We start from the raw sequence: 506 nt of genomic DNA, 5'->3' as shown, positions 1-506 counted from the left end.
GATTCATGACTGGGGTGAAGTCGTAACAAGGTAACCGTAGGGGAACCTGCGGTTGGATCACCTCCTTACCTGAAGATACCTTCCCGCGAAGTGCTCACACAGATTGTCTGATAAAAAGTAATGAGCAAGACGGCTGCGAAGTCGTGACACATCGTGTCCCCTTCGTCTAGCGGTTAGGACTCCGCCCTTTCACGGCGGCAACAGGGGTTCGAATCCCCTAGGGGACGCCACTTGCTTGGTGACAGGTGAAAGGTGTCTCCACGAAGTATCTCAAAACTGACTTAACCGTCATGTTTGAGATACTGCTCTTTAACAATCCGGAACAAGCTGAAAATTGAAACGACGTATCGTCTTCATTCTCCGTAATAAGAATGAAGCTGCGATATGTTCGAGTCTCTCAATGCCTGCAGTCCCAAGCGTTGCAAAACGCCTGTGGGTTGTGAGGTTAAGCGACTAAGCGTACACGGTGGATGCCCTGGCAGTCAGAGGCGATGAAGGACGTGCTA

The 506-nt window shown here is 50.6% G+C and carries 1 tRNA gene and 1 rRNA gene; both read left to right on the top strand.

From position 1 onward, the window contains the following. Positions 1 to 68: ribosomal RNA gene (locus K5Y30_RS24775) — 16S ribosomal RNA — on the top strand; the annotation flags it as partial. A gap of 87 nt (positions 69 to 155) precedes the next feature. Then, positions 156 to 230, top strand: a tRNA-Glu gene (locus tag K5Y30_RS24770). Positions 231 to 506 lie beyond the last annotated feature (276 nt).

The organism is Pantoea sp. DY-5 (assembly GCF_019795955.1).
Taxonomy (GTDB): domain Bacteria; phylum Pseudomonadota; class Gammaproteobacteria; order Enterobacterales; family Enterobacteriaceae; genus Pantoea; species Pantoea leporis.
Note: the sequence above shows the minus strand (reverse complement) of the source record. Positions and strands in the feature narration are given on the sequence as shown.